General features: G+C 63.6%; 25 protein-coding genes and 3 tRNA genes. 12 read left to right on the top strand and 16 right to left on the bottom strand.

The annotated features are described in order from the left end of the window. Positions 1–209 precede the first annotated feature (209 nt). From ilvA to RBH20_RS14160, 5 genes are all read left to right on the top strand, one after another. On the top strand, positions 210–1,421 hold the full coding sequence (ilvA, locus tag RBH20_RS14180; RefSeq protein ID WP_306709680.1) for a threonine ammonia-lyase: 1,212 nt from the start codon (positions 210–212) through the stop codon (positions 1,419–1,421). 253 nt (positions 1,422–1,674) lie between these two features. Further along, entirely contained in the window at positions 1,675–1,884 is a 210-nt protein-coding gene (locus tag RBH20_RS14175) for a DUF1328 family protein (RefSeq protein ID WP_004590543.1), read from the top strand. Positions 1,885–1,983: 99 nt separating this feature from the next. Further along, on the top strand, positions 1,984–2,187 hold the full coding sequence (locus tag RBH20_RS14170) for a hypothetical protein (protein WP_306709678.1): 204 nt from the start codon (positions 1,984–1,986) through the stop codon (positions 2,185–2,187). A 29-nt stretch (positions 2,188–2,216) separates the two neighbouring features. After that, positions 2,217–2,298: transfer RNA gene (locus RBH20_RS14165), tRNA-Ser, on the top strand. Positions 2,299–2,647: 349 nt separating this feature from the next. Continuing rightward, a complete protein-coding gene (locus RBH20_RS14160) occupies positions 2,648–4,126 on the top strand; it encodes a transporter (protein WP_306709676.1) in 1,479 nt (492 codons plus the stop codon). A gap of 33 nt (positions 4,127–4,159) precedes the next feature. Here the strand turns inward: RBH20_RS14160 and RBH20_RS14155 are convergent, their stop codons facing one another. Continuing rightward, a complete protein-coding gene (locus RBH20_RS14155) occupies positions 4,160–4,531 on the bottom strand; it encodes a VOC family protein (protein ID WP_306709674.1) in 372 nt (123 codons plus the stop codon). A 59-nt stretch (positions 4,532–4,590) separates the two neighbouring features. Beyond that, on the bottom strand, positions 4,591–5,469 hold the full coding sequence (locus tag RBH20_RS14150; RefSeq protein WP_306709672.1) for a PhzF family phenazine biosynthesis protein: 879 nt from the start codon (positions 5,467–5,469) through the stop codon (positions 4,591–4,593). A 108-nt stretch (positions 5,470–5,577) separates the two neighbouring features. Between RBH20_RS14150 and RBH20_RS14145 the strand changes: the two genes are divergently transcribed. After that, positions 5,578–6,189, top strand: a complete 612-nt coding sequence (locus tag RBH20_RS14145; protein WP_373567959.1) for a DJ-1/PfpI family protein — start codon at positions 5,578–5,580, stop codon at positions 6,187–6,189. A 9-nt stretch (positions 6,190–6,198) separates the two neighbouring features. Here the strand turns inward: RBH20_RS14145 and RBH20_RS14140 are convergent, their stop codons facing one another. Together RBH20_RS14140 and rnz are read right to left on the bottom strand one after the other, a co-directional pair. Further along, positions 6,199–7,272, bottom strand: coding sequence for a Gfo/Idh/MocA family protein (locus RBH20_RS14140; protein ID WP_306709667.1), 1,074 nt, complete (start codon positions 7,270–7,272; stop codon positions 6,199–6,201). A 42-nt stretch (positions 7,273–7,314) separates the two neighbouring features. Continuing rightward, positions 7,315–8,250, bottom strand: a complete 936-nt coding sequence (gene rnz, locus RBH20_RS14135; RefSeq protein WP_306709665.1) for a ribonuclease Z — start codon at positions 8,248–8,250, stop codon at positions 7,315–7,317. Between the two features lie 379 nt (positions 8,251–8,629). On the opposite strand from rnz, the gene RBH20_RS14130 reads away from it, so the two are divergent. The 3 genes from RBH20_RS14130 (at position 8,630) to RBH20_RS14120 (ending at position 11,353) form a co-directional block, all read left to right on the top strand. After that, positions 8,630–9,769, top strand: a complete 1,140-nt coding sequence (locus tag RBH20_RS14130; protein WP_306709663.1) for a hypothetical protein — start codon at positions 8,630–8,632, stop codon at positions 9,767–9,769. A 57-nt stretch (positions 9,770–9,826) separates the two neighbouring features. Further along, positions 9,827–10,492 carry a TrkA family potassium uptake protein gene (locus RBH20_RS14125; RefSeq protein ID WP_306709661.1) on the top strand — a complete coding sequence of 222 codons (666 nt, stop codon included), beginning with the start codon at positions 9,827–9,829 and terminating at the stop codon, positions 10,490–10,492. A gap of 384 nt (positions 10,493–10,876) precedes the next feature. Further along, positions 10,877–11,353 carry a hypothetical protein gene (locus RBH20_RS14120; protein ID WP_306709659.1) on the top strand — a complete coding sequence of 159 codons (477 nt, stop codon included), beginning with the start codon at positions 10,877–10,879 and terminating at the stop codon, positions 11,351–11,353. 16 nt (positions 11,354–11,369) lie between these two features. Here RBH20_RS14120 and RBH20_RS14115 read toward each other — a convergent pair whose 3' ends face one another. The 10 genes from RBH20_RS14115 to RBH20_RS14070 form a co-directional block, all read right to left on the bottom strand. After that, on the bottom strand, positions 11,370–13,073 hold the full coding sequence (locus tag RBH20_RS14115) for a methyl-accepting chemotaxis protein (protein ID WP_306709657.1): 1,704 nt from the start codon (positions 13,071–13,073) through the stop codon (positions 11,370–11,372). 132 nt (positions 13,074–13,205) lie between these two features. Beyond that, positions 13,206–14,003, bottom strand: coding sequence for an SDR family oxidoreductase (locus RBH20_RS14110; protein ID WP_306709655.1), 798 nt, complete (start codon positions 14,001–14,003; stop codon positions 13,206–13,208). Further along, entirely contained in the window at positions 13,993–14,115 is a 123-nt protein-coding gene (locus RBH20_RS14105; RefSeq protein ID WP_306709653.1) for a hypothetical protein, read from the bottom strand. Before RBH20_RS14105 ends, RBH20_RS14110 begins: the two co-directional genes overlap by 11 nt. Next, positions 14,105–14,776, bottom strand: coding sequence for a non-canonical purine NTP pyrophosphatase (locus RBH20_RS14100; RefSeq protein ID WP_306709651.1), 672 nt, complete (start codon positions 14,774–14,776; stop codon positions 14,105–14,107). Before RBH20_RS14100 ends, RBH20_RS14105 begins: the two co-directional genes overlap by 11 nt. A 114-nt stretch (positions 14,777–14,890) precedes the next feature. Further along, positions 14,891–15,166 carry a DUF5808 domain-containing protein gene (locus tag RBH20_RS14095; RefSeq protein ID WP_004590574.1) on the bottom strand — a complete coding sequence of 92 codons (276 nt, stop codon included), beginning with the start codon at positions 15,164–15,166 and terminating at the stop codon, positions 14,891–14,893. Between the two features lie 198 nt (positions 15,167–15,364). Further along, positions 15,365–17,026 carry a bifunctional N(6)-L-threonylcarbamoyladenine synthase/serine/threonine protein kinase gene (locus RBH20_RS14090; protein ID WP_306709648.1) on the bottom strand — a complete coding sequence of 554 codons (1,662 nt, stop codon included), beginning with the start codon at positions 17,024–17,026 and terminating at the stop codon, positions 15,365–15,367. 9 nt (positions 17,027–17,035) lie between these two features. After that, entirely contained in the window at positions 17,036–17,170 is a 135-nt protein-coding gene (locus tag RBH20_RS14085) for a 30S ribosomal protein S27ae (RefSeq protein WP_004590578.1), read from the bottom strand. Beyond that, positions 17,171–17,479 (bottom strand): 30S ribosomal protein S24e, encoded by a 309-nt coding sequence (locus RBH20_RS14080; protein WP_004516108.1) that lies wholly within the window; start codon positions 17,477–17,479, stop codon positions 17,171–17,173. 185 nt (positions 17,480–17,664) lie between these two features. Beyond that, positions 17,665–18,672 carry an AAA family ATPase gene (locus RBH20_RS14075; RefSeq protein ID WP_306709642.1) on the bottom strand — a complete coding sequence of 336 codons (1,008 nt, stop codon included), beginning with the start codon at positions 18,670–18,672 and terminating at the stop codon, positions 17,665–17,667. A gap of 151 nt (positions 18,673–18,823) precedes the next feature. Then, a tRNA-Gly gene (locus tag RBH20_RS14070) sits at positions 18,824–18,894 on the bottom strand. A 206-nt stretch (positions 18,895–19,100) separates the two neighbouring features. Here RBH20_RS14070 and RBH20_RS14065 point away from each other — a divergent pair. After that, entirely contained in the window at positions 19,101–19,934 is an 834-nt protein-coding gene (locus RBH20_RS14065) for an NAD+ synthase (RefSeq protein ID WP_306709640.1), read from the top strand. A 22-nt stretch (positions 19,935–19,956) separates the two neighbouring features. Here the strand turns inward: RBH20_RS14065 and RBH20_RS14060 are convergent, their stop codons facing one another. Continuing rightward, the gene (locus RBH20_RS14060; RefSeq protein ID WP_306709638.1) at positions 19,957–20,727 is read right to left on the bottom strand and encodes a DUF3105 domain-containing protein; all 771 of its coding nucleotides are present in this window, start codon (positions 20,725–20,727) and stop codon (positions 19,957–19,959) included. Between the two features lie 38 nt (positions 20,728–20,765). Beyond that, on the bottom strand, positions 20,766–21,440 hold the full coding sequence (locus tag RBH20_RS14055; RefSeq protein ID WP_306709636.1) for an enoyl-CoA hydratase/isomerase family protein: 675 nt from the start codon (positions 21,438–21,440) through the stop codon (positions 20,766–20,768). A gap of 60 nt (positions 21,441–21,500) precedes the next feature. Here RBH20_RS14055 and RBH20_RS14050 point away from each other — a divergent pair, with 60 nt between their 5' ends. Together RBH20_RS14050 and RBH20_RS14045 are read left to right on the top strand one after the other, a co-directional pair. Then, on the top strand, positions 21,501–22,157 hold the full coding sequence (locus RBH20_RS14050) for a hypothetical protein (RefSeq protein ID WP_306709634.1): 657 nt from the start codon (positions 21,501–21,503) through the stop codon (positions 22,155–22,157). A 67-nt stretch (positions 22,158–22,224) separates the two neighbouring features. Next, a tRNA-Thr gene (locus RBH20_RS14045) sits at positions 22,225–22,296 on the top strand. Positions 22,297–22,311 lie beyond the last annotated feature (15 nt).

Genomic DNA, 22,311 nt, shown 5'->3' with positions numbered 1-22,311 from the left:
GGTGCGCAACTCTACCCGGATGCTGTCTTGCACTTTCACTTTCACCGCGCTACGACGGGATTTAAGTCAATCGCGTTCGTTCTCCCGCGTGCAGTCACACGCTCCCCCTTTCCGTTTCAGGCCACTACCCGTGTAGTTGCAACTGTAACATCTGCCGAGACTGCATAGTCGGCCCACAGTATAACATGGTCCGGTGAATAGCCACTCGCATGCTCTCATTTGAGGATGTCCTCGCGGCACAGGACACCGTCTCCGAGACGGCCAGACACACACCGCTTGATTACTCGCACACGTTTTCCGCGATGACGGGCGCGGATATCCATCTCAAACTCGAACTGTTCCAGCGCACGGGGTCGTTCAAAATACGGGGTGCGACCAACCGTATCGCGTCGCTCTCAGACGCTGAACGGGAGGCTGGTGTCGTCACAGCGAGTGCCGGCAACCACGCTCAGGGGGTCGCGCTGGCCGCCACGCGAATCGGCGTTGATTCGAAGATCGTGATGCCGGAACGAGCCCCGGTTTCGAAAGTGAAGGCGACCCGGAGCTACGGCGGCAACGTGGTCCTCCACGGCCGGGACTACGACGCAGCCGCCGAACACGCCCACGAACTCGAACGCGAGGAGGGCCGAACCTACGTCCACGCCTTCGACGACGAGAAAGTAATGGCGGGACAGGGGACCATCGGACTGGAGATCTACGAGGATCTCCCCGGCGTTGATACGGTCGTCGTTCCTATCGGCGGCGGCGGGCTCATCAGCGGCATCGCCACAGCGCTCAAAGGCAAGGACGAACGCATCCGCGTCATCGGCGTGCAAGCCGAGGGGGCCTCCAGCGTGGCCGAATCCCTGGAGAAGGGCCACCGCATCGAGCGTGATAGTGTCGAGACCATCGCCGACGGCATCGCCACCCGTACTGTCGGCGAGCAGACGTTCGACGTCATCAGCGATCGCGTTGACGAGGTCGTGACGGTGTCAGACTCGGAAATCGCTGTCGCGCTGACGACGCTGTTAGAGCGCTCGAAAACGCTTGCTGAGGGCGCGGGTGCCGTTGCGCTGGCTGCTGTCATGGAGGAGAAGTTCGACTTCGAGGACGACGAGACGATCGTCCCCGCGCTGTGTGGCGGGAATATCGACCTGAACATGTTGACCAACGTCATTATGCGCGGCCTCGTCGAGACCGGTCGCTATCTCAAAATCCGAACCGTCCTTCAGGACCGCCCCGGCGCGCTGGAAGAACTCGTCGAGGTCCTGTCACGCGAGCAGGTCAACATCTACGGCATCGAGCACGACCGGACCAGTCGCGACGTGGCGATGAGTTCGGCCGAGGTCGAACTGGACCTTGAGACCCGCGGCCACGACCACGTCGACGAACTCATCGACGCGCTCACCGACGAAGGGTACGAGGTCGACGTGCTCGTCTGACTGCTCCGCCCGAGACACCAGATGGCCTGCATATGAAGGCCCTGCTGGACCAATAGGGCCTGACCTATCAACGCCCGCGTCATCGCAACCCAACGGGACCGTTTCTGACCGGTTCCACTGCACACTGTCTCGCCCTCGCAAGCACAACACTGGCGCTGCAACGGCCGGAACAGGTGTATATGTCATCACTGGCATCGCTGCACGCTAGTACTGTGCTCCAGATCTCTCGACATCCCCGTAACCGGTGGTCTGGATGGTAGCACTCCCGTTCGCTGCGCCATCGACTGTGACCGTGCCGCTGCAGTCCGGTGGCGGGCTGTTGTACTACGCGGTCGTCTTGGTGATTCTCGCCGTCGTCGCTGGGATTGCCGGGTTCCGTGGCATCGCCGGGCTGAGCTTCCGCGTCGCGAAGTTCCTCATCGTCATCTTCCTCGTGTTGGCGCTCGTCACGCTCCTGCTCTGATTCCGGCGATGTTTTAGTCGCAGCGACCACCATTTTGTGTATGCGATGGTCTGCACGTACAGTACCTGCCGACACAACAGCACGGAGCGGGGAGAGCTGATGGACCCACGAACGAAGGGTAGCCTTCTGTGGGGCGTCGTTGGGACCCTCGCGTTTCTGGTTCTCATCCAGGGCTACGAACTGCTGGCCGGGACGCCGGTGTCGATATCGGCCAAAGCTGGTGTCGCTGTCGCCGTCGGTGTCGGGGCGACGCTCGCCTCATACCGTATGCAACCCCGGCTGTTCGGAAACGAAAGCCCTTAATCGCCCGCCCTCGCACTCTTGAAGTACGTGCCAGGATGGCCGAACGGTAAGGCGCACGCCTGGAAAGCGTGTTCCCTTTCGGGATTCTGGGTTCAAATCCCAGTCCTGGCGTCTTCTGCGACTGACTGCGAGTGAGGAGCGACAGCGACGACCGAGCCAGCAGTCGTGAAACGCTGACAACTGGGATTTGAGCACGGTAGTCGCAGCCCCGGAACGGCCGAACGAAGTGGAGGCCACACGCCCGGAACGTCTACCATCTGTTCAAATCCCTGTCCTGGCGTAGCGAGGTTCGAACGACGTGAGAACCTCGGAAAACGCAAACGGTGAACGAAGTGAACCGTGAGCGGGCGTCTTCTGCGACTGACTGCGAGTGAGGAGCGCCCGCTTCTGGCACATCGGTGCGTCTCTCCCCATCGACCCACCCCACCGTTTTCACGCCCCCAGCACTGATACTTGGTCGATGGTCGAACAGCGCGACGGTGACGAAATAGACCTGCTGGACTCCTCGATTCGGACGACCAGTGGAGCGTTGCTCTCGACGACGCTGTTCGTTCTCAGCGGCATCGTCTACGCATTCGTCACGTCGCCCGGGGCGACCGGCACGTATTTTTTCATCAGCATCTCGGTCTCGCTCATCCTCCGCCCGATTCGGGGCATCAGCCAGACGCTGCAGAAGGTCGGCAGCGAACGGGGCGAAGCCGTCGGCCCGTACCTCGGACTGGCACTGCTATTCGCCCTCGGCTATCTCCTCATCGCCGGTGTGGCCGTGGCTGCGCTGGCCGGTGTCATCGTCCGCAATACGGTGGTGTCACCGGGACTGCTCGCCCCTGTCGGACTGTACGCCCTCGCGGTCGCGCTGTCGATGATTGTGACGAGTTTAGTCGGTGCCATCGGCTATCCGAGCGTGGAAACATGGCTTACCAGTACGCAGAGCGCTATCCAACTCGTCATCTTGCTGGCGCTGGCCTCGACACTGGCGACCGCTGGCGATTTGCTGCTCGTTGTCGCTGGGGTTCGGCTGGCAGTGCTCGTCCCCGTTGCCGTCGCGTTGGGCGTTGTCCCGACGTTGCCGGGCCGACACGCCGCCGAACGCGCGTGGCACTTCGCCAAGTGGAGTGTCCCGGACCAGGTCTTCGACCGCCTGTCGTACAATATGCCGGTGTACGTGCTGGGCATCGTCGCGACCCCGGCGGCCGTCGGCATCTACGAGGCCGCCGACCGGTTCGCCGACTTCGGCGCGACGATTTCTTGGCGGCTCTCCTCCCCGCTGCTCACGAAGGTCAGTGGGGATTCCTCCGCTGGCGATATGCAGCTCGCATATCTCGACGGCGCGGTCACCGGCGGGACGGGTGTCACCTTCGTTGTCTTCGGCTACTTGCTGGCCGCCCACGACGTGGTCGCGCGGATCGCCTTCGCCGGTTCGGAGACCGTCTTCTCGGCGACCGTCCTGCTCGTCGGTGGCGTGAACATCCTTCGGGGTTTCTGGACGCTCACCTCACACGCCATCGAGGGTGTCGGGAAACCGAGCGTGAGCTTTCGCACGAAGCTCTACGGACTGGTGTTCAGCGTTCCAGTCCCAGCGATATTTGGTGCGGAGTTCGGAGCGGTCGCCGGGGCCGCCGGATACGCCGTGATGAATCTGGTCATCTTCGGGTACGTCCTCTACTACTCCCGGTCTGTCTTCGGACGGATTCCGATCGAACCCAGGGTGGCGGCAGCCCTCACCGTCGGCCTCGGCGTCTCGTTCGCACTCACGACCGGAACGGTCGCCGGCCTCACCCGTGCCGGCCTCTCCCCGATTGTCGTTGCTAGCCTGGCCGCCGCGACGTGTCTCGTCGGCTTCGGCGGCTTCCTTGTCGCCGTGTCCACACCGGCCCGACTCGTCGCCGCCCGGACGGCAACGCTGTGGCGCAGTCGCGCTCGCTCCCTGTTCGGGTGACCATCACCTGCTCGTTCCTACGGATGCCGTTACTCAGAGCCAGCGGTAGAACTCCAGCGTGTACCCTTCGGGGTCCTCGACGAAGGCGGCGAAGGCATCGGCAGCATCAATCTGTGTCGGTTCGAGCACCGGCGCAGCGCCGGCGTTGATGGCTGTCTCGAAGGTTTCCTCAACATCATCAACGGTGAACGCGATGTGGTCCACGTCGGCGCGGTTCGGCGCGACCGGGGTGGTCCGGTCGGGGTCGTGGCGCAGTTGCAGATCACCGTCGCCGTCCCGGCCGAGGTAGACGTTATCGACGCCGTCGAGCGTGAAGCGGTTGGTCTCCTCGAAGCCCAGCGCGTCGTAGAATGCCATCGCTCGGTCGAGGTCCGAAACGCAGATCGCGGTGTGTGCAAGGTCCATGCCGCGGCGTTATGGACGGGGCGAAATGAGTGTGCCGGTAACCCAGCTATCGCGGCCGCTTACAGCAGGTCGCCGCGAGCGACGGGAACGACGCTGCCGCCGACCCGGACGCTGATATCCTCGCCGCTACCGTCAGTGGAGAGATGCAATAGCGACGGTCGCCCCATCTCGTAGCCCTGCTCGACACGGGCCTCGACGGCAGGGCTGCCGAGCATCTCGTGGCGGGCGAGATACGCGGCCAGGCAGCCGTTCGAGGAGCCTGTCGCGGGGTCCTCCAGGACGTTGTAGAACGGCGCGAACACGCGGACGGCGAGATCGTTGTCGTCGCTTCGGGGCTCTCGGCAGACGGCGAGTACGTTCTTTGCCTCTCGGTCGCCGGTCACGGCGTCGTAGGCGTCCCGGTCCAGGTCGATGGCTTCCAGCGCCTCGCGGTCGGCCACCGGGACGACAATCGTCGCCAGCCCCGTGGAGACGATTTCGACTGGCCAGTCGTGGTCCAGTCGGTCAGCCGGCAGACCGAGCACGGCGGCGAGGTCCTCGTGGGCCAACTGCTCGCCGAACTCGGGGGCCTGTTGCGTCATCCACAGGGTTTCGCGCCCGTCGCGCTCTCGCACTTCGACCGGGACTTCACCGACGGGCAAGTCCAGCGTCACTGTTTCGGGGTTCCCGTCGGCCAGGTGGTCCCGGATGACTTGTGCCGTTCCGAGGGTCGGGTGGCCGGCGAAGGGTATCTCGGCGGCGGGAGTGAAGATGCGGACCGGCCACGCACCGTCGGTCGGCTCGCCAGTAACGAACGTCGTCTCGGAGTAGTTCATCTCGGCGGCGATGGCCTGCATTTCGTCCTCGTGGAGGTCGCCGGCGTCGGTCACGACGGCGAGTTGGTTCCCGGCGTATCGCTCCTGTGCGAACACGTCGACGATGTGAAACGGGTGGGACATACCTATTCGCTCGGCGTCGCTCCCAAAGAACACTCCGAATACCTGTCAGGTGGTACCGAGTCCCTCGAAGCCACCGGGCTATTTCTCGCTGTCAGCCGTGTTATGGGCATGGACACTGTTGCAATCGCCTGTTTCGACGGGTTCGACGAACTGGACGCCATCGGGCCCTACGAGGTGTTCGAGAACGCGGCGCGCTTTGGCGCATCGTGGGATGTGACGCTTCGCTCGGTGAGCGAGTCGGACACGGTCACTGCGAGCCACGGACTCCGGGTCGAACCCGACGGCCCGCTCGCCGACGTGACCCCAGACCTGCTTGTCGTGGCCGGCGGCGGGTGGAACGACCGAAGCGAGGCCGGCGTCTGGACGGAGACCGAACGCGGGGACCTGCCCGACGCTGTCGCAGCGGCACACGACCGAGGTACGACTGTCGCCGGCGTCTGTACCGGCGGGATGGTTCTCTCCCGGGCCGGCTTGCTCAAGGGTCGACCCGCAGTGACACATGGCGGCGCAATCGAGGACCTGCGAGCGACCGATGCGACGGTGGTTGACGCCCGGGTCGTCGACGACGGCGATGTTCTAACCTGTGGCGGTGTCACGTCCGGGCTAGACCTCGCCGTCCACCTCGTCGAACGCGAGTGGGGCGCGGATGTGGCCGAAACTGTCTGTGATGAGATGGAGTACGAGCCCCGCGGTGACGTGTTCCGGGGTGAATCGGCGTAGCGCCTGAAATCAGGCGTTCGCGCGGGCGTCGTCGAGCAGCGCCTGCACGTCAACGGCCTCGCCGGTCTCGCTGCTCTCGATGGCGGCGAAGACGATGGCCATCGACTGGAGGACGCTGTCGACGTTCGTCGGCATCGGCTCGCCGCCGTCGATCCAGTCACAGAACTGCTCGATGAGCCAGGCGTTCTTCCAGTGGGGCCGTTCGGCCAGCGGCACCGTCTTGCCGTCGCCCTTGCCGATGCTCTCGAAGTTTCCGGTGTCGTACGCGTCGGCATGGAACCGCTCGACATCGCGGCGGTCGAGGAGGACCGTCTGATCCGAACACTCGGCGCGGAACTGTTCGTGTCCCCAGCCGTTCAGCGTCGTCGCGTTGGCGTAACTGCCCTCGTACTGGGCGCGGGTCCCGTCGGCGAAGTGTAGCGTCACGAGGCCGCTGCAGTCACCGTCGTAGTCTGCTTCCTCCGGCGTCCACGTCTCGGCGTACACCCGCTCGCAGGGCGAATCGGCCAGCGACGCGAGGATATCGAGGTGGTGAATTGCGCCGTCGAGCAGGAGCATATTGTCCATCTCGTAGACGTAGTCGGCGTAGAAGCCGCGCTCGCGGACGTTGCCCGTGTACCGGGCCGTCAGATAATCGATGTCGCCGGCTTCCTCGACGGCCCGGCGGAACGTCGTCTTGTCCCGGTCGAACCGGTGGCTCATCGTGACGCCCATCTTCTTGCCGGCTTCCTCGACCTTCTCGGCGACACGGACCGACGCTTCCAGTGTATCAGCAATTGGCTTCTCCGAGATGATATGCAGGTCGTGGGCGAGTGCCGTCTCCACGACGGCCTCGTGGGTCGACGGCGGTGTCACGATAGAACAGATATCGGCCGGCCGCTCCGAGAGCGCGGTTTCGAGGTCGGTGTAGCACTCCTCGGGCGACAGTCCGAGTTCCCGCTCGGCCAGTTCGTGTCGTTCCGGGTCGGTATCGACCGCGGCGACGACCTCGATTCGGTCGTCGTGAACGTTCGGCGGAATCGCGTCTGTTGCCCAGGTGGACCCCTGGCCCCCCAGACCGACGTGGACTAATCTGTGTGTCATGGCTTCGTTATCGCTTCGAGGAATAAATGCTGCACTATCTCATCAGTACTCGTCCGCGTCCGGGAACTCGACGCGGCGCTCCATCCCGTCTTCGGCGAGCACGACCTCGCCGTCGAACGCGTCCTGGGCTTCGTCGACTAGCTCGTCGGCGCTCGCGGCGTAGCGCGTCGAAATATGGGTCAGCGCCAGCGTTGACGCGCCGGCCTGTCGCGCCACGTCGGCGGCTTCCCGGGCGGTTGAGTGCGCCGTCGCCTTCGCTCGCTCTTTCCGGTCCTCGGCGAAGGTAGCGTCGTGGACGAGCAGGTCCGCGTCCTCACTCGCCTCGATGACGTTCTCCGTCGGCAGCGTATCGCCGGTGTAGACGAATCGCCGGCCGGGGCGGGCCGGACCGACGACAGCCTCTGGTTGGATAGTCTCACCTTCGTGTTCGACGGCCTCACCGCGGTGGAGCTTGGAGTACTTCGGCCCCGGCGGGATGCCGAACTCCTCCTCGGCTTTCTCCCTGTCGAACTTCCCTTTCCGGTCGTCCTCGTCGAGGACATACCCAACGCTAGCACAGCGATGGGCCGTCTCAATTGCCCGAATCTCGTACTCCGACCGATCGAGGACTACGTCGCCGGCCGACACTTCGTTGATGCGGACGGGAAACGAAGGCGTCGTCCCGTTGGCCTGAATGAGCTGTTTGATGTTCCCGCGCGTGCCCGCCGGTGCGTGGATGGCGATGGGGCGCTCGCGCTCGTTGAAATCCCACGTCTGGAGCAGCCCCGGAATCCCGAGGACGTGGTCGCCGTGGAGATGCGTGACGAACAGGTGGTCGATAGCGAAGCCGGTGCCAAAGCGCATCATCTGTCGCTGTGTGCCCTCGCCGCAGTCGAAGAGGAGGTAATCGCCGTCGCGGTTGACGAAGATGCTGCTCGTGTTGCGCTGGGTCGTCGGCACGGCCCCACTCGTCCCGAGAAACGTCACGCGCATGGTCATCGCATCCTCTACTGTCGACGGGTAAACCGGTGTCGAAAGGGCGGCGCCACGGGTGTGGTAGCACCCTTCGCCCGATGCGGTCGGGTCGCTGGGACGGGCGTATGTGTATCCAGTGGTGACACAGCTATTCGCACTGACCGACACCAACGGCCGCTTTCCGCCTTCTCAGACCATCTTGCCTCCTCTCTGTCAAGAGCTTAATCACCAGCAAAACAATTTAATACTGGGTAAGTGTCGGTCAGTCTTACTTTCCCGATCCGGCGGTAACAGGGGGCTGACTTAGCAGGTGGTTATATTCTATTGAACTGTCTCGCCGGTTTATGTGTTACTCACCCGTCGAATCGTTCGCATTGTCGTCCGATCATTCCAGAACCAAATTATGATAAACACTCGCACACTCGCCGTTTTCGCTGCGCTACTCGTCGTCGGCGGCCTCACCGCACAGGTCGGGGCTGTACCGGGCGTGACAGCGCAACAGGAATCGCCGTTGGAACAGGCAGGGAACACAGGAGTCACCGTCGACTCCCTGACCGCACCGCAGAGCGTCGCCCCGAACTCGACTGCTGACGTGGCTGCGACGGTCACGAACAACGAGAACACCTCGGTGACTGAATCCGTGGCGTTCCGGTTCGATGGAGCTGTTGTCGACCGGACGCTGGTCACGCTTGCGCCCAACGAGAGCGCAACCGTCCAGTTCTCCGCGGACACGACGGACATCGAACCTGGGGACTACCGCCACGGTGTCTTCACCAGCGATGATGGGCAGGTCGCTCCCGTTACCGTCTCCGATTCGTTCACGCTGGATAGCCTCGACGCGCCGACGAACGTCACTGCCGGTGACAACGTCACCGTCAACGCGACCGTCACCAACCCGAACGGCTTCAACACGACACAAACCGTCGAGTTCCGACTGGGTGGCCAGCCGCTCGCCTCTGAGTCCGTGACCCTTGACGCGAACGAATCCACGGACGTGACGTTCACAGTCGACACGACTGATATCGAGCTGGATACGTACACCCACAGCGTCTTCACGCGCGATGACGGTGCGTTCGCCGAGATTACCATCGAGTCTGCTATCGATGTACCTGAAGAGCCGACCGAAAACGAGACCGAAGAGCCGGCAGAGAACGAGACTGAGGAGCCGGCAGAGAACGAGACTGAAGAGCCGCCAGCGAACGAGACTGAAGAGCCGCCAGCGAACGAGACCGAGGAACCGCCAGCGAACGAAACTGAAGAACCACCGGTTAACGAAACCGAAGAGCCGGCAGAGAACGAAACTGAAGAGCCGCCCGCGAACGAGACTGAGGAACCACCAGCAGACGAAACCGAGGAGCCACCAGCGAACGAGACCGGGGAGCCGACCGCGGACGAGACCGAGGAACCACCAGTAGACGAAACCGAAGAGCCGCCCGAAAACGAGACGGAAGAACCGCCAGTGAACGAGACCGAAGAGCAGTCAACGGACGAGACTGACGAAACGGACAACGCGACTGAAGAAAACGCGACGACAGAAGCCTAACCCGCACCACCCTGTCACCCGTTCACATTTTTAATGGTGGCCGTCGTACCGTAGTCCATGAAGTTCGTTATCGTTGGCTATGGCCGCGTCGGCATCCGGACCGCACGGATTCTGCAGAGCGAGGGTCACGAAGTCGTTATCGTCGATAACGACCCTGTGAAGTTCGAACGGGCCACGGAAACCGGATTCGAGACAATCCAGGGTGACGGCAACGAGGAGAGCGTCCTTGTCGATGCCGGCATCGAAAGTGCGGACGCTATCGGTGGTCTCACGGGCGATCTGAACACGAATTTCACCGCCTGTATGATCGGCAAGGAGTTCGGCTGTCGGACCGTCCTGCGGATCGACGCCGACTACCGCGAGGAAATCTACGAGAAGTACGCCGCTGACGTGGACGAGATAATCTACCCCGAGCGACTCGGCGCGGCCGGCGCGAAGACGGCACTACTGGGCGGTGACTTCAACGTCCTCGCTGACCTGACCGAACAACTCTCGGTCGCCAGTATCCGCATTCCCGACGGTTCCCCGTTCATCGGGAAACGGGTTGTTGAGGTGGACCTTCCCGGCGACGCGCACATCTACGCACACGGCACGGACCACGAACCCATGACGATTCCGCTCCCACAGACCGAAATCGAACCCGGCGACAGTGTCGCGATCATGGCTGATCCCGGCGGGCTGGACGACATTCGAGCGACGCTCCGGGGCGACGCGTCTGCCTGAGATTCCGGGATGCCATCCCGCGTCGTCGTAGTCTCTTTTAAATCGACAGCACCCGCCGTCTTCGACGAAGGCCGGGGGGAGTAGAATATGAAAGGGAGGATCGCGGTGTCCGGGCGCGCCTGGGGAGGATAGGATGGCACGCAGTGTCACCGACATCCACTGGAGCCGTGGAAGCGCGCCCGTACCGGTGGAATGCTATCGGTAAGCATAAATGCCCGTCAGACAAGCGACAGACAGACGACAGACGGCACGGATTTTTGCCTGTTCAGCCACTGCCTCCTGCTATGACTTGGGCGACGCTGTTCGAACGTGCGGCGGACCACCAGACCACGGTTGAGGGTGTCTGTGCGGCCCTCGAAGAGCACCGTGCGGAGGACAACGGCGATGCATGAGCCGTCGCCGGCGCGTGTCGTCGCTGATGCCGATGTCCTCGCCGCCGACTTACTGTGTGGGCCAGAGAGCGATGCACGTGCTGCTATCGACCACATCCGCCGGCATTCGTGGGTCACGCTTGTCGCGAGTGACCACCTATTAGACGATGCCAGCGCTGTTATCGCGGACCTCGCCGATGAGGACCTGGCAACTGCCTGGCGGGCACGGATCGAGTCCGACTGTGACATCGTGGATCACCCGGCCAGCGACCATCCTGCGCTGGCCTCGGCCTACCGGGGTGGCGCACAGCACTTGCTTTCATATGCGGACGACCTGCGCAGCGCTCGGACCAGCGCGTCACTCAACCGTCATATGTCTCTGAGTGTCAGACCGCCGGACGCCTTCGCTCGCCTGTTCGACCCGGAGTCACTGTACCCCGTCGTCGAAGATGGCGAGTATCCCGGCCCAGACTTGGACCCACGTGCGTAGCAAGTGATTTTGCTGCTTAGTCGTCAGCCGTCGTTACCGTGGTTGCGGAGACCGACCCTGATGGCCCAGTAGCGCCCTCATCGATGTCGAACACCGCAAGCACCTCACGCAGGTCATCGGTCTGGGCTGCCATCTCCTGTACTTCGGTGGTCACTTCGGTAATCGTCGCTGTCTGCTCCTCGGTGGCGGCGGCAACGGCCTCTGACTCCTCGTTGGTCTGTTCGCTCACTGCCGCGACCTCGTCGACCATATCGACGACCTCCTGCGTGGTCTCTGCCTGTTCGGCGGTGGCGCCCGATATCTCCTGAATCGAGGCGTTAACTTCGCCGAGCACGTCGACGATATCCTCGAAGTCCCGGAGCGCCGACTCGATGGTCGCAACACTATCTGTCACCTGCTGGTTTGTCGCTTCCACGTCGCTGACGGTTTCGCCGGCCTCGTTCTGGACCGCTTCGATGCGGTCCGACACGTCCGTCGCGGCGTCGTGGGTCTCCTCTGCGAGTGTTTTCACCTCGTCGGCGACGACGGCGAATCCATCACCGCTTCCGTCCGCACGAGCCGCCTCAATGGAGGCGTTCAGTGCGAGCATGTTGGTCTGCTCGGCGATGTTCGTGATGACCTCGACGATGTCGTCGATCTCGCTGATCTGGTCGACCAGACTTTCGACCGCGACGGCGATGTCGTCGATACGAGCTTCCATCTCGTCGAGTTCGTCGATCGCCTGCTCGGCGTCCGCACGTCCCTCGCGGCCACGCCGTGTCGCCTTCTCGGCAGTGTCGGCTGCGTTTTCCGCGGTCGCGGCGATCTCTTCGACGGTGGCAGATAGTGTGTTCATCTCGGATGCGACGTCGTCGTGGCGCGACGCCTGCTGGCTGGCTCCAGCCGAAATCTCCTGCACCGACCGGGAGATCTCGTCGCTCGCGTCGTCTATCTCCTTGACGCTCCGGGTGACGTGATCGCTCGTCTCGTCGACGTCCTCTGCGAACGTGGCGACGGTTGCGACCGTCTCTCCCAGCGTCGTCACGAGGTCGTTGTAGTTCTTGACGACGGCGTCGAACTGCTCGTCGTCGGCCGCGAAGTCATCGTCGATAGTGGCCGTCAGGTCCCCGTCTTTCGCTTGTTCGGCAGCGTCACCGAATGCGACGACGAGATTGTTGAGCGCCTGGGAGCGCCGTTCGAGGTCGCTGGTCATCGTCTGGAGTTCGGTCGTGTAATCGTCCATACTGGCAGCCATCTGCTCCAGTGACTGACCGAAAGCTCCGGGCACGTCCTCATCGAGAATATCAGCGTCGAACTCCTGCCGGGAGAGCGCGTCGGCCTGCTCGGACACTGTCAGCAAATAGGATTGCATCGAGCGAAACGACGAGAGCAATTCGGCAACCTCGTCGTCACGCTCGCTCTCGGGCAGTTCTACATCGAGCTCGCCAGAGGCGATATGGTCCGCACCTGCGGCCATCGCTGTAATTGGCTCGACGAAATCCTCGCGGGTGATGAACACCGTGTTGGCGAACGCAACGATAGCGCCAGCGAGCAATACGCCAGTGACGACGAACCTGACGGTCCCGGTAGCGACAAGCGAGACAACTGCCAGTGCGACCGAGGCGACAAACTGCAACCCGACGGCCGCGAGCACCTTCCGTTCGACTGAACCGGAGACGCCAAAAACATCAAGCGATCCACGTATCACCGCTTTGTATTGTCTGACGGGGTCTGTGAGCATACGCACCTTTTTTTTACAGTGTATAATAAGGTTCGAGTCTAATTCTCGGAGATTGAAAAGGGGTTAGTGGCCAAAAAACAGTTTGGAGACGATATGGATGCTGTAATCAAGAGCAGTTTCGGAACTGATTCTCTATCTGTCCCGATTGACCAGCGCTGCAACGCGCCGGACGACCCAGCGGGGTGTCACCCGTACCAGTCGGTCGACAAGCCGCATCGACCGCTGTGGAATGACGACTGTCTCGCCAGCGGCGGCCCCTTCGTAGGCTGCCGATGCGACTGCTTCGGGCGTATTCGAGGCGACGTACCCGACCGTCGAATCCTCCATCCCGGCTCGTTCCTGAAACTCGGTGTCGACCGGGCCGGGACAGACCACCGTCACGTCGACTGGTGTCCCCCGAAACTCCTCGGCGAGCGCCTCGCTGAAGCTGTTGATGTACGCCTTGCTCGCGTAGTAGCCGGCGAGGTTCGGCCCCGGCTGGAACCCGGCGACTGACCCCATGTTGATAACCGCGCCACCGTCGTCGAACTCGTCGATGAACAGCCGCGTCAGCTCGACGGGGAGCATGACGTTCAGCCGCAGTTGCGTTCGCTCCGCGTCGAGGTCGCTTTCGGCGAACGGTCCGTAGGTCCCCACGCCGACGTTGTTGACGAGGACATCGATGTCCAGACCGCGCTCGGTCACCTCCTCGTACAGATCCTCGGCGGCCGTCGCATGGTCGAGATCCATTGCGACGGGCGTCGCCGTGATTCCCCTCGTTTCGAGGTCGTCGGCCAACCGCTCCAGTTTCCCCTCGCTCCGGGCGACCAGCACTACGTCGTGTCCGCGTGCGGCGAACTCGCGTGCCAACGCTTCGCCGATGCCCGCTGACGCACCGGTTATCAAGGCGGTGCCACCGGTCCCGACGACCGGTACGTCGCTACCGCTCACCGTACCACTCCGCGACCGTTGTCGCTTCGGGTTCCAGCACCGTCGGCCCCCCGTCGCTGGAACTTCCGAGGGATGCACTGCATCTCTCGACGGACGGTTCGCTACCGCTCACCGTACCACTCCGCGAACTTCGCCAGCGCCCGCCCGCGATGAGAAATCGCGTTCTTCTGCTCGGTGCTCATCTCCGCGAACGTCGCTCCGTCGTGCTCGAAGATGGGGTCGAAGCCGAACCCACCCTCGCCGCGCGGGGCGACGATGTCGCCGTTCACGCGCCCCTCAAACAGTTTGACCGGCACTGTCTCGCTGCTCTGCGCCGCGCTCCCGTCGTGAACCTGCTCGTCCGTCGTTGCCGCACCGCGGTCGTCGGCTGACAGGTCCTGTCCGCGCCGGTCCTCGCGGTCGATACCGTCCGGATCCGGCGTCGCCTCGAAGCCCTCGCCGTCACAGTAGGCGATGACCGTTTTGAACGCCGCACCGCGGTCGTCCTCCAGCTCGGTCATGCGCCAGACGCGATCAACGCCGACGGTGTCCTCGACGTACGAGGAGTAGGGGCCGGGGAACCCATCGAAGGCGTCGATGAATAGTCCCGCGTCATCGACGATGACTGGCCCGCCAGCCGCCCGATAGGCCGCTCGCGCGCCCTCGGCTGCGACCGTTCTCAGGTCGTCGGCCTGCACTTCCGGGTAGTCGAAGTCGAACTGCTGGACATCGTCGTCGAGATACTCGGCCGCCTCCCGGACCTTCCCGGGGTTGGTCGTGACAAAATTGAGCATACCGGCACACGGCGACCGGCGATAAAAGAGCCGTCGAAACTCCGCGCAGGCGGACTGCTGTAGATTATTTCCGGGCCGTGCCAGGTACGTACCGGACCCTCGCTACACCCCGTCTCAGTCGACGACGACTTCGACCGGTTCGTCCTCGCTCTCGGACTCGAATTCCTCGCTGCTGCCGCCGCGTTCGAGATACAGCATCACGCCAGCGACCGCCAGCACGACCCACGAGCGCCAGTTCGCCAGGTTCAGGGTGTAGCCGATCCCGAATGGCTTTTCGACCAGCATGTCATCGCCTGGCTTCCAATAGGCCGACACCAACCGCTTGAGGCTCGGTCGTTCGAAGTTGTACGGCACGCCGAACAACGTTCCCGACTGGGGTTTTTCTGCCATACTGCGTTCTATTCGGGCCGAGGTTAAACCATTTGTCCACCACCTTTTTGCTGCGAGGGGTGTCCTCGGCCCCGGTGCGGCCTGCGGGTACCCCCGCTTGCAAAAACGTGGGCGAAAAAGGCCGGAATCGCCAGTAGCGATTCCGGGGAACCGGCGGCTTCGCCGCCGGACTCTAACCGCTGCTGCCACCGCACAGCCCTACTGGTACCGACCTCGACCCTCGATATCGTCGAGGCTGGCGAACACCGCGTCGGCGTGGTCGCTCTCAGTCCGGTAGGCGTCTTCAGCGGCCGACAGCAGCGCCTCGGGGTCGTCCGCGGTTCCGGCGAGCGACTGGGCGAGGACGTGGAGGTCCATCGCGTGGTCCTCGGCCTCCTGTGTGTAGTAGCCGAGACCGAAGTCGATGAGGAACGTCCGGTTGGCCTGGTCGTTGTGGCTACCCACTCGGACGTTCCGCGTCGTCGGGTCGCCGTGGACGAAGCCGGCGTCGTGGATGCGAGCGAGCCAGCGGCCAACGTCCGCGACACGCGCCTCGGACAGCCCTTCGCGGAGATCCATGTCGCCCACGCGCTGGAAGACAATGCGCGACTCTTGAGGGTCCACATCTCGGACCAGCGGCGTCGGGACGCCGTGTCGGCGCGCCTCGCTGGTGAGCCGGGTTTCCTGCCTGGTCCGCTCAATCCTGAGGCGCTCGTCCAGCGTCGGATGGCGATAGCTCCGCGGCACGCGCTCCTTGATAACTCGATCACCGTCGAAGCGGACGGTCGCCTCCGCGCCTTGGACTTCGTTGGCTGCCACCCGATAGCTGTCCACCGATTCCTCGGTCCCGCGCCAGGTGACGGCCACCTCGTCGGGCCGGAAGTTCGAGTCGATTCGGGAATCCTCGATGGCGATGGTGTCGCCGGCCGCGTACATCTTCGCGCCGAGCATCGCTATCATCCCCGCGTTGTCCCGCAGGAAGCGGCTTTCCGGAGCGTAGAATTCTGCCCCGCGTTGCTCGCACATCTCGCCGAGCATCCGCTGGAGGCGGTCGTTCTGGCCGACGCCGCCGCCAAGCACCAGCTCGTCAGCGCCGGTCAGCGACAGCGCCCGCTCGGAGACTTCCGTCAGCATCGCGAAGATGGTCTCCTCCATCCCGCGACAGACATCGTCTATCGGGACCCCGTCGTCGACGGCCTGCTTGGCGGCGCTCATAATGCCCGAGAAGGAGAAGTCCATCCCCTTGACGACGTAGGGCAGTTCGTGGTACTCGCCGTCCCGGGCGTGCTGTTCGACCTTCGGTCCGCCGGGATGGGACCAGTCGATATGGCGCGTGAACTTGTCGATGGCGTTGCCAACGCCGGTGTCCATCGTTTCGCCCAGCACGCGGTACCGGCCGTTCCGGTAGCCCAGAATGTGGGCGTTCGCGCCGGAGGCGTTCAGACACACCGGGGAATCGAAGCCCGAGCGATGGCGGCCCACTTCGAGGTGGGCGACCATGTGGTTCACGCCGACCAGCGGCACGTCGAAGCGCTGGGCGACCGCCCGAGCGGCTGTGGCGACGATTCGCAAGCAGGGTCCCAGTCCAGGGCCACGAGCGAAGGCGACGGCGTCGATTGGTGCACCGGTTTCGCCGCTCCCGTCCACCCCGCCAGCAGTCGCTCGCTCGTGTGCGTGCTTGATGGCCGTCTCGACGACGGTCGGGATGGCTTCACCCATATGCTCGGCGGCCTCGCGCGGGTGGATGCCGCCGCTGTCTGGCGCGTACGCGTCAGTTTCGATGAAAACGTGGTCGTCGTTGGTTACCTGCGCTGGGTCCGGCGTCTCAAACACCGAAGCACTGGCTGCCCAGGCAGTACCTTCGATACCCAGAATACGCATCGGGCGGCCTTACTTCCACTCGGTGTAGCCGCACTTGCCGCAGTGCTGGCGGTCCTCGTGCTCGGCGAGGACGGTGTCACCGCACCGAGGACAGGTCTCACGGTCGAGTTCGCCGTCGTCGCTGTAGTACTCGTTGTGTGGCATCTATGCTTCCTCCGCTTCCTCTTCGCCGTCAGCGACGATCTTGTTGCGTTCGAGCATGTGGTCCTGCTCGACGTCGCGGGCGTACTCGGGGTTGTCGTAGACCTTCGCGTAGCCGACCGTCTTCCGCATCCCGAACTTGGTGTCGAGCTTGTGGATGACGACTTCTTCGGCGTCCTTGTTCAGCGTGGCCGCAAGAGAGTCGCGGACAGAGAGACGGGAAGGGGTGGCTTCGTCGTGGACGACCTCGAACCGGACGTCCGTGCGGTGCAACATGGGATTCTCGTCTTCTTCGATGATGTCGATATCCATGGTTCGTTGTCCGTATCTACCCGCCGAAGCGCGTAAAAGGATTTCGAAGCGGCTGACGCCGTCTCCGTCCGCGATTCCGTGTGGCCGCGCCGTGCCGTGGTTCGGTGATGGAACGAGAACGTGCTGTAGCGCTTAGCTGTGTCCGGTACAACACTGCCAGAGCGATAGCGGCTGGACGCCGGCCCTTACTGCCCGCCCAGCTGTGTGAGGAGGTGTGAGAGATGGATTCGCTCGTTTGCCGCGTCGACGAGCGCCATATCCGTCTCGCCGGCCATCGTGTGGATTTCGGCCAGCCGGTCCCCGGAGTAGCGTGACCGGGCCACTTCCAGCATGTCATCGAGGATGTCGGACGCACCGTACCCTTCGTCGACGAGCAGGTCATCGAGCGTCGATCGAGCGTCGGTAAAGCGCCCGTCTTCGGCCGCGTCGATCATCTGCTCGACCTGGTCGTCGGCTTCGACGGCGTTCAGCGTCTCGAAGGCGGCGTCCATCGTCACCTCACCCTCGGCTTCAGCGGTAGTCTGGGCGGCCAGTACTGCTGTCCGGAGGTCCCCCTCCGCGTAGCCGGCGACGTACTCGATACCGTCGTCGTCGTGATCGACGCCCTCTGCGGTGACGATATCCTCCAGTACCGAGGCTGTTTCCTCGTGGGTCGGCTCGCGCATCACGACCGGGAAACACCGCGAGCGAATCGGCGGGATAACAGCCGAGGGCTGACGCGTCGCGATGACGAACTGCGTCGCTTCGTAGTACTGCTCCATCACCCGACGCAGTGCCTGCTGGAAGTCCTCGCGCATCCCTTCGGCGTTGTCCAGCAGAATGGTCTTGTAGCTGCCTGACACCGGCGAGTAGCTCGCGGACTCCTTGAGCACGTGGTTGATGAGGTCGGCCTTCGAGGACTCGCGCCGTCGCTTGCTGTCGATGAACGACGCGAACCGCGGGTCGTTCGCGACCTCTTTTTTTGTCATGCCGAACACATCGGCCATGTTGAGTTCGGTAAAGTCCGCGTCGGGATTCTCGTGGACCTCCCGGGCAAAGGCCCGGACAGCGGCCGTCTTCCCGCTTCCTTTCGGCCCGTGGACCAGGAGATTCATCGGCTCCTCGATGGCTCCCTGCAGGTGCTCGCGAGCCTTTGGCTGGCGGATATCCGACAACTCCGGGGCGTGTGTCTCCGTCCACAGCGGCGCGTCCATCTGTTGGCTCTGGATATGCCCGGCCCCAACAAGTATCCCGCGGTCCGCGGGTTGTGTCGCTCACAGTGGCAAACGACAGAAGGGAGTGCGCCGGCCGGGAGTGAGCGAACCACTGGTTCGCGAACATCGGGCGGCGAATGAATGCAAGGAATGCGCCGGCCGGGAATTGAACCCGGGCTATTGCCTTGGGAAGGCAATGTCCTACCACTGGACCACCGGCGCTCGTTGCAGTCGCGCCGAGGCTCGCGGTTCCTTCGGAACCGCTCACCACCGGCGCGTTGTGGTAGACTGCAGGTCAGTCGGACCTGCGAACCCCGTACCGAACTGTCAACAGTGACTGCACTTGAACGTAGCGTTTTGACTGGACGCGTGTCCGAAAATATCACGTCGATAGATGGGTATTAGTTCCGTCCGTCCAACTAGAAGACATGGCAACGGCCGAATCCATTGTCCGTGCCGATGAGCCGCTGAACCTGACGTTCTCCGAGGCTGAGTTGGAGGCGCACCGCGACCATATCACCTCGTTCATCGAGGCACAGGTCGACGCCGCCGGTGTCGACACCGTGGTGATGGGGCTCTCGGGCGGCATCGACAGCACGCTCGTCTCGCATCTGGCCGTCGAAGCGCTTGGCCGTGACGCCGTTCACGGACTCGTAATGCCCAGCGAGGTCAACCGTGCTGACAACATGAGCGACGCCGAGCGGGTGGCAAACGACCTGCTTGGGATTGAGTACGACGTCATCGCGATCAATCCGCTGGTCGACGCGTTCCTCGACGCCTACCCCGACGCCGAGGGCGACCAGCTCGCCGTCGGCAACCTCCGGGTTCGCTGTCGGGCGGTGCTGAACTATCTCGTCGGCAACCACGAGCAGGCGCTGGTTCTGGGCACCGGGAACCGGAGCGAGGCACTGGTCGGCTACTACACGAAGTACGGCGACGGTGCGGTCGACTGCCATCCCATCGCGGCGCTGTACAAGCAACAGGTCCGGCAGCTGGCGAAACACGTCGGCGTTCCCGATGACCTTGCGGAGAAGACCGCCAGCGCCGAGATGTGGGCCGGTCAGACCGACGCCGACGAGATGGGGATGGACTACGACACACTTGACTCCATCCTTGCTCTGCACATCGACGGTGGTGTTCCGGCGGCCGCGACAGCCGACCGGCTCGGTGTCCCGATCGATGTCGTCGAGACTGTTCGCGAGATGTACGAATCGAGCGCCCACAAGCGAGCGATGCCGCCGGGTCCGGACCCGCTGTACTGATCCTTTCCCCTCGTTTTAGCCGCTAGCGAACCGGGTTCTCCGGGCCGCGACCCAGATACTCCGAGAGGAATGCGTGGATCGTTTCGGCGTCGTAGCTGTCCATCGTTAGTTCGTGCTGCCATGCCGTCACAACGTAGGTCGCTCGTGGGTCGTCGTTGGGGTTCGGGACGGCGACGACGCTCCGCCAAGTGCCGGTATGGACACTGGAGAATTCTCGAAGGCTCTGTCTGGCTGCAGGCGAGACCTCGTCGGGGTCGTAGTAGACGATAACCGCGCCGTGTTCGAGCGTGTGGACGAGCGAGCCAAGCAGTGGTGTCGCCTCGTAAAAGCCTGCCTCCTCCGCTGAGGCGTAATGTGTCCCAGAGAGCGGCGGGAACCGCTGGTAGTCGATCGCACTCCCGTCTTCGACGTGATTGTTCCCCCGGTTCGGGAACTGTTCGACACCGGCCAGTCGGTCACTGTCGCCGGTGTCGTCCAGTGACGACGCTTCGACCCCAGTGGCTTCGACTGCCGAAAGCGGCTGTGCGCCCGCTGTCCCAATGAGGTCTGCGTCGCTGCCGCCGTCGCCACCGCTCAACTGAGTCACGTACACTGTGAGCCCGATAGCAAACACCACGACAACGCCGATAACAATCGGCCCGACCGGGAGGGCATTCCCCGCCTCATCACCGGTGTGCTCCTCGACGCGCCGTCGGTCAATCGCACCCAGCTCGCCGTCGTGGGTCTCGGCGAGGTGGTCGAGATAGGCGTCGTCACCGTCGAACGATTCCGCGCAGTACTCACAGTCGACCATTGGCGGTCCGTATGCGAGGCGTCGTCTTGTACCCTTTCCTACTCAGGCTTCGCGTTGAGGTCGGCGAAGGCCTGTTGTTCGCGGCGCTCCTGTGTTTCCCTGTCCGCATCGTCTCGCATCCGTGCCTTCAGCACTCGAAGCGCGTCCGCATCGACAGCCGCCACCTCTTCAGCGACAGCCCGAGGCTCCGTAGCCACCCGCGAGACCAGCCCCATCTGTAGCGCCGTCTCGGCGTCGAGCGTTCGGCCGGAGAGCGCGATGTCGAGCGCATCGCCGGTCCCGACGATGTCGGGGAGCCGCGCTGTCCCGCCCCACGCACCAAAGAGGCCGAGTTTGACCCCTGTTTCCGCCAGCGTCGTGTCTGGCGTCGCGACACGGATATCACAGGCCAGCGCCAGTTCGACGCCGCCGCCCCGTGCTGCGCCGTCGATACCGGCGACGACCGCTCCGTCGTAGGATTCGAGCGTCCGGGCGACCCGCTGACCCAGCGCTGCGAACGCCTCAGCGCTCTCTGAATCGAGAGCCTTGACCTCGTCCAGGTCCGCGCCGGCACAGAACGCCTCGCCAGCGCCGTGGAGATACAGCACTGGCTCGGTCGCTGACTCGACTGCCGCTTCGAGGTCACGCAGCGCCGTGCTGGTCAGCGCATTACGCTGGTCGGGCCGGTCGAGCGTCAGGGTCCGGATATCATCGCCGCTCGTGGTCTGTACCATGGCTGCTGTGACTCTGCGGTTTCCAAAGGTCTTTGCCCTTCCCGTCGCTAGACCCTCATAATGGAGGAAGTGGCGGCAGTTCGCCGAGCGGCGTTGGCGGCGGTCGACGATGTCGAGCCTGACCGGCTTCACGAGCGGATCGACGCTCGCCTTGACGACGCGTCGCTGGCGCCAGGCGTCCTCACGCTCGTCAGCGCGGGCGCAACCAGCGACCCACCGGTTGACTTGGCTGACGGCGTCGCTGACAGAGCCGCCGGCGTCCAACTCATCTACGAGGGGCTCTCGCTCACTCGCCAACTGGCCCACGACGACCCCTGGGTCAACGGCGACCGCGACACAGCCGACCTGGATATCCTCATCGCCGATATCCTCGTCTCGCGTGGGTTCTACCTACTTGCCAGAACCGAAGCTGCCGACGCCGCTGTCTCTGTCGTCCGTTCGTTCGGCCACGACCAGACAGTCCGTCAGACGACTGACGATGAAAGCCTCGACACCGCGCTCGAAACGGACATTCTGGAGCTCGCCGTGGTCGCCGGTGTTACCGCCGCAAGCATCCGACCCACCCCGACACTCCGCGAGTACGCGACTGAACTGGCCGTCGACGGCCTTCCACCGAACGACGAGTTGCTCGGTGAGGAGGTCGCCGATGCGCTCCGAGCGCGGGCAGGGGCCGAACAGCCATCCGGGGACGGAACCGAGGCCGCCGCCGACCACTGATACTAATCGACACACCGGCCCCGAATCGAAACGACTTTAGACAATTGCCGGATACACATTGATGCGTGCCTGGGTAGCTTAGCGGTAAAGCGCGTCCTTGGTAAGGACGAGACCCCGGATTCAAATTCCGGCCTAGGCTCTTCTTGGAGACAAC

Source organism: Haloarcula sp. H-GB4 (assembly GCF_030848575.1).
In the GTDB taxonomy this organism is placed as follows: domain Archaea; phylum Halobacteriota; class Halobacteria; order Halobacteriales; family Haloarculaceae; genus Haloarcula.
Note: the sequence above shows the minus strand (reverse complement) of the source record. Positions and strands in the feature narration are given on the sequence as shown.

Coding starts and splice junctions, on each gene's coding strand:
- ilvA (WP_306709680.1), top strand. CDS start 210: ATGCTCTCATTTGAGGATGTCCTCGCGGCACAGGACACCGTCTCCGAG.
- RBH20_RS14175 (WP_004590543.1), top strand. CDS start 1,675: ATGGTAGCACTCCCGTTCGCTGCGCCATCGACTGTGACCGTGCCGCTG.
- RBH20_RS14170 (WP_306709678.1), top strand. CDS start 1,984: ATGGACCCACGAACGAAGGGTAGCCTTCTGTGGGGCGTCGTTGGGACC.
- RBH20_RS14160 (WP_306709676.1), top strand. CDS start 2,648: ATGGTCGAACAGCGCGACGGTGACGAAATAGACCTGCTGGACTCCTCG.
- RBH20_RS14155 (WP_306709674.1), bottom strand. CDS start 4,531: ATGGACCTTGCACACACCGCGATCTGCGTTTCGGACCTCGACCGAGCG.
- RBH20_RS14150 (WP_306709672.1), bottom strand. CDS start 5,469: ATGTCCCACCCGTTTCACATCGTCGACGTGTTCGCACAGGAGCGATAC.
- RBH20_RS14145 (WP_373567959.1), top strand. CDS start 5,578: ATGGACACTGTTGCAATCGCCTGTTTCGACGGGTTCGACGAACTGGAC.
- RBH20_RS14140 (WP_306709667.1), bottom strand. CDS start 7,272: ATGACACACAGATTAGTCCACGTCGGTCTGGGGGGCCAGGGGTCCACC.
- rnz (WP_306709665.1), bottom strand. CDS start 8,250: ATGACCATGCGCGTGACGTTTCTCGGGACGAGTGGGGCCGTGCCGACG.
- RBH20_RS14130 (WP_306709663.1), top strand. CDS start 8,630: ATGATAAACACTCGCACACTCGCCGTTTTCGCTGCGCTACTCGTCGTC.
- RBH20_RS14125 (WP_306709661.1), top strand. CDS start 9,827: ATGAAGTTCGTTATCGTTGGCTATGGCCGCGTCGGCATCCGGACCGCA.
- RBH20_RS14120 (WP_306709659.1), top strand. CDS start 10,877: ATGCATGAGCCGTCGCCGGCGCGTGTCGTCGCTGATGCCGATGTCCTC.
- RBH20_RS14115 (WP_306709657.1), bottom strand. CDS start 13,073: ATGCTCACAGACCCCGTCAGACAATACAAAGCGGTGATACGTGGATCG.
- RBH20_RS14100 (WP_306709651.1), bottom strand. CDS start 14,776: ATGCTCAATTTTGTCACGACCAACCCCGGGAAGGTCCGGGAGGCGGCC.
- RBH20_RS14095 (WP_004590574.1), bottom strand. CDS start 15,166: ATGGCAGAAAAACCCCAGTCGGGAACGTTGTTCGGCGTGCCGTACAAC.
- RBH20_RS14090 (WP_306709648.1), bottom strand. CDS start 17,026: ATGCGTATTCTGGGTATCGAAGGTACTGCCTGGGCAGCCAGTGCTTCG.
- RBH20_RS14085 (WP_004590578.1), bottom strand. CDS start 17,170: ATGCCACACAACGAGTACTACAGCGACGACGGCGAACTCGACCGTGAG.
- RBH20_RS14080 (WP_004516108.1), bottom strand. CDS start 17,479: ATGGATATCGACATCATCGAAGAAGACGAGAATCCCATGTTGCACCGC.
- RBH20_RS14075 (WP_306709642.1), bottom strand. CDS start 18,672: ATGGACGCGCCGCTGTGGACGGAGACACACGCCCCGGAGTTGTCGGAT.
- RBH20_RS14065 (WP_306709640.1), top strand. CDS start 19,101: ATGGCAACGGCCGAATCCATTGTCCGTGCCGATGAGCCGCTGAACCTG.
- RBH20_RS14060 (WP_306709638.1), bottom strand. CDS start 20,727: ATGGTCGACTGTGAGTACTGCGCGGAATCGTTCGACGGTGACGACGCC.
- RBH20_RS14055 (WP_306709636.1), bottom strand. CDS start 21,440: ATGGTACAGACCACGAGCGGCGATGATATCCGGACCCTGACGCTCGAC.
- RBH20_RS14050 (WP_306709634.1), top strand. CDS start 21,501: ATGGAGGAAGTGGCGGCAGTTCGCCGAGCGGCGTTGGCGGCGGTCGAC.